The sequence below is a fragment of the Haloparvum sedimenti genome (genome assembly GCF_001462205.1).
GTDB lineage: Archaea > Halobacteriota > Halobacteria > Halobacteriales > Haloferacaceae > Haloparvum > Haloparvum sedimenti.
Genome location: NZ_LKIR01000040.1, coordinates 35,377 through 38,913, shown reverse-complemented (window position 1 = coordinate 38,913; position 3,537 = coordinate 35,377). Strand labels below are relative to the sequence as shown.

At 66.1% G+C, this 3,537-nt stretch carries 3 protein-coding genes and 2 pseudogenes; 3 read left to right on the top strand and 2 right to left on the bottom strand.

Annotation, left to right across the window (positions count from 1 at the left end; genetic code table 11):
- Positions 1 to 92 precede the first annotated feature (92 nt).
- A pseudogene (locus AN233_RS16080) lies at positions 93 to 977 on the top strand (RNA-guided endonuclease InsQ/TnpB family protein); the annotation flags it as partial.
- Positions 978 to 989: 12 nt separating this feature from the next.
- Here AN233_RS16080 and AN233_RS17855 read toward each other — a convergent pair.
- Together AN233_RS17855 and AN233_RS02140 are read right to left on the bottom strand one after the other, a co-directional pair.
- A pseudogene (locus tag AN233_RS17855) lies at positions 990 to 1,307 on the bottom strand (hypothetical protein); the annotation flags it as partial.
- A 2-nt stretch (positions 1,308 to 1,309) separates the two neighbouring features.
- A complete protein-coding gene (locus AN233_RS02140) occupies positions 1,310 to 1,837 on the bottom strand; it encodes a winged helix-turn-helix domain-containing protein (protein WP_058365217.1) in 528 nt (175 codons plus the stop codon).
- A 162-nt stretch (positions 1,838 to 1,999) separates the two neighbouring features.
- On the opposite strand from AN233_RS02140, the gene AN233_RS02135 reads away from it, so the two are divergent.
- Positions 2,000 to 2,971, top strand: a complete 972-nt coding sequence (locus AN233_RS02135; RefSeq protein ID WP_058365216.1) for an ornithine cyclodeaminase family protein — start codon at positions 2,000 to 2,002, stop codon at positions 2,969 to 2,971.
- Between the two features lie 212 nt (positions 2,972 to 3,183).
- A partial coding sequence (locus tag AN233_RS17850; RefSeq protein WP_245625965.1) for an ABC transporter substrate-binding protein occupies positions 3,184 to 3,537 on the top strand: 354 nt, incomplete at its 3' end.

Genomic DNA, 3,537 nt, shown 5'->3' with positions numbered 1-3,537 from the left:
GAGATTTGCGTCATAGACAACCGCATTCTCTCGCTTCAACTCCTTTGATTTAGCGGCCTAACTCGCTGCTGTATGGCGATTCAACACAGCCCTTCAACGTGGATCACAACACGGGCGACGACCGATTCGTGCGACTCCGACTCGAAAAGATTGGCTGGTTCAAAGTCCGAGCAGACCGCGACGTGCCACCAGCAGACGAGATTGACGAGGTTAGCCTGAAAAAAGAGCGAACGGGCGAGTGGTTCGTCTCACTCGTGACTTCTGTGGAAAACACACCAGAAAAACCACCACTCGGTGAAATTGAACCCGAGGACTGCGTGGGTGTTGACCTCGGAATCACCAGCTACATCCACACTTCGGAGAACCTGTCCGTTGATACACTCGACCTGTCCGAGGAGTACGACCGCTACGCACGCGAACAGAGAAAACTCGACCGGAAAGAACACGGATCGAACAACTGGGAGAAACAACGCCGAAAGGTCGCCCAAGCAAAACGAGCAATCAAGCGGAAAGTACGCGACTATCAGCACAAGCTCACGACGTGGCTTGTCACAGAGTACGACGTTGTGGCGGTCGAAGACTTGGACGTGAAGCCGATGCTGGAAACCAGTCAGAACGCGAAAAACAAGCAGGACGCCGCGTGGTCGCGCTTTCTTGAACTGCTGGAGTACAAGGCTGACCTACACGGCACGCACGTCGAAAAGGTGAAACCGGAAGGAACGACCAAAGAATGCGCGGTTTGTGGTGTCGAAACGGCCAAGCCAATCTGGGTACGCGAACATTCGTGTCCAGCGTGCGGCCACCAAGACGGCCGCGACCTGAACGCGGCGAAAAATATTCTCTTCCGAGGACTTAAGCAGTTAGGGGCGGGACGCTCCGAATCAACGCCTGTGCAGACTGCGCTCCCTACGCTCACGCCTCACCGGGAGGAAGTGGGTGCAAAGCGCGTCGTAGAAGCAGGAAGCCCCGGGGCTTGACCCCCGGGGTGAGTTCACCCGGGCGTTGTGGGCGTTCGGATGCCTGTCCCAGCGGCACTCCCAACGGTCGTCTCCGCGGGACTCGACGTAGTGGATCGAGAAGTCGCCGGTCGTGAACCACCTGACGTCGAGCCGGACCGCGGTCACCGAATCGGGGTAGCTGTCGCGGTCGAGCGTCGCCCGGAGCAGTCGCGGCTCGTAGGGGTCGGGATCGAACGCGACCGCGACGACCAGTTCGTCCGCGGCGAGCTGGCGCTCGAGGAGCCGCAACGTCTGTCGGTCGGGTGGTCCGATCGAGTCGCCTCCCGGCTCGCTCGGGGGCGGACCCATTCTCAGGCGGGGATCAGATGTCCGTCGTTCCCTGCGAGCTGACGGGCGAGTTCGTACAGCCGGAGGTCCCGGATCACGCCCTTCCACTCGCTCACCGCGGTCATTCGGTCGTGGACCGTCCCGTGGTCTTCCGCCCCGAACACGGAGACGTCGTTCGGATCCGCGGTTCCGAACCGCTCCTCGTACTCGGACCGCCGCTCCTCGAGGTCGGCGACGCGGTCGAGGATCTCCTCGACCGAGAGGTCGTCGGCGATGCGGTTCGCGTCCTGCCACTCGAGGAACCCCTCGTTCCGCTCGTACGCCGCGGGGCGGCGATCGCGGTCCGCGCGAACGACGCCCATCTCCGCCAGTCGGTCGAGGTGTTTCTTCGCCGCGTTGGGGGAACAGTCCGCGATCTCGGCGATGTCCGTGTACGCCGTCGGCGACGTGACTCCCAGGATCACGTCGTAGACACGACCGAACGTGTCCGTTTCCCCCTGCCATCGGGATCGATCGGCCCCGGCGTTCGGGGCCGCCTCGAACTCGCTCATACAGATACTATGCCCCGGCGCTCAATATGTCTTTTCACTGTTCAGACATTTGTGCGATATGGTTCGGTCGTTCCGTCCGCGGTCGTCGCGCTCGGGAACCCGCGCACCACCCATCGCCTCGTGGATCAACACCTAAGGCATGGGGGAGCGACGACCGAACACATGGTACTCGTGCTCTCCGAGGAGGAGGTTCAGCCCCACGTCGACCTTCCTGAACTCGTCGACGTGGTGGGCGACGCGCTCGACAAACAGGCCGCGGGCGAGGTGGAGCGTCCCGACCGGCCGCACTTCCCGGTCGGGCGGGGGCTGGACGGCGAGGAGCCGACGGGGACTGCGATCGCGATGCCCGCGTACATCCACGGCGCGGACCAGTACGCGACGAAGCTCGTCGGCGTCCACGAGGGGAACCCGGACCGCGGACTCCCGACGATCAACGCCCAGATCGCGCTCACCGACGCCCGGACCGGCCTTCCGGAGGCGTACATGGCCGGAACGACGGTCACGAACGCCCGTACTGGCTGTATCGGCGGGCTCGCGGTCCGCGAACTCGCCCCCGAGGCCGCCGCGCTCGGAGTGATCGGCGCGGGGGCGCAGGCGCGCTGGCAGGCGCGGGCGGTCGCCACCGTGGCCGACCTCGACGACGTGCGGGTCTACTCGCCCAGCGACTCCCGGCGCGCGTGCGCCGAGGACCTCTCCGAGGAGGGCATCCCGGCACGCGCGGTCGAGTCGCCGCGGGCGGCCGTCACCGGCGCCGACGCGGTCGTGACGGCGACGACCGCGACCGCGCCCGTCTTCCCGGCGGACGCGCTCGAACCGGGCGCGCTGGTCGTCGCGGTCGGCGCGTTCACCGCGGAGATGCAGGAACTGGACCCGGAACTGGTCGAGGAGGCAGCGGCGGTGTTCGCGGACGTGCCGGAGGAGGTCGCGGAGACGGGGGACTTCCGTGAGACCGCCCTCGGCGTCGCGGACCTCCTGCCGTTCGGCGACTTGGTCGGCGGCCGGTGCGACACGCCCGACTCGGAGGGTCCCGTCGTGGTCGCGAGCGTCGGCTCGGCGACGCTCGACGCGGCCGCCGGTGCCGCCGTCTGCCGCCGGGCCGTCGAGGCCGGCGAGGGGACCGAGGTCTCGCTGTGAGCCGTCGACTCCCCGCCCCACGAGCGTCACGAGGTGTCGATCTGAACGTCCATAAAAATAGTCGGAAAATACACATTATTGCGACTTCGTGCCCAAAAACGGTGGATAGACTGACACTTCCCCGAGAAACCTGAACGTTTCTCCGGTATCTCCGCCAGCTCCGACCATGGTCGCCTCGGGGTTTATGCCTCGCTGTACGAGGATCAGTTTCGATGGAATCTAATTCCAATACGGGGACGAGCCGCAGAGCGTTTCTGACCGCGGCGGGGGCCGGCGGGATCGCCGGGCTCTCCGGGTGTGTGAGCTTCGGCGAGGGTGGCAGCGAGAGCGGCGGAAGCGGCGGAAGCGGCGGCGGAAGCGGCACCGAGTCCGGCACCACGACTGGAGAGGCCGGCCCGGAGACCGTCGTCTTCGGCCAGCCGGGCGCGCTGACCGGCTCGTTCGACTTCCTCCAGCCGGGCGTCTCGCAGGCGGCCGACGCCGCGGTCCGGCACATCAACGAGGCCGGCGGGCCGCTCGGCGCGGAGCTGGAGCTGGTGCGCCGCGACACCGGCGTCGACCCGCAG

What these genes read in the sequence shown, in the direction of transcription:
- AN233_RS02135 (WP_058365216.1), top strand. Translation starts at nt 2,000, where the DNA reads ATGGTACTCGTGCTCTCCGAGGAGGAGGTTCAGCCCCACGTCGACCTT.
- AN233_RS02140 (WP_058365217.1), bottom strand. Translation starts at nt 1,837, where the DNA reads ATGAGCGAGTTCGAGGCGGCCCCGAACGCCGGGGCCGATCGATCCCGA.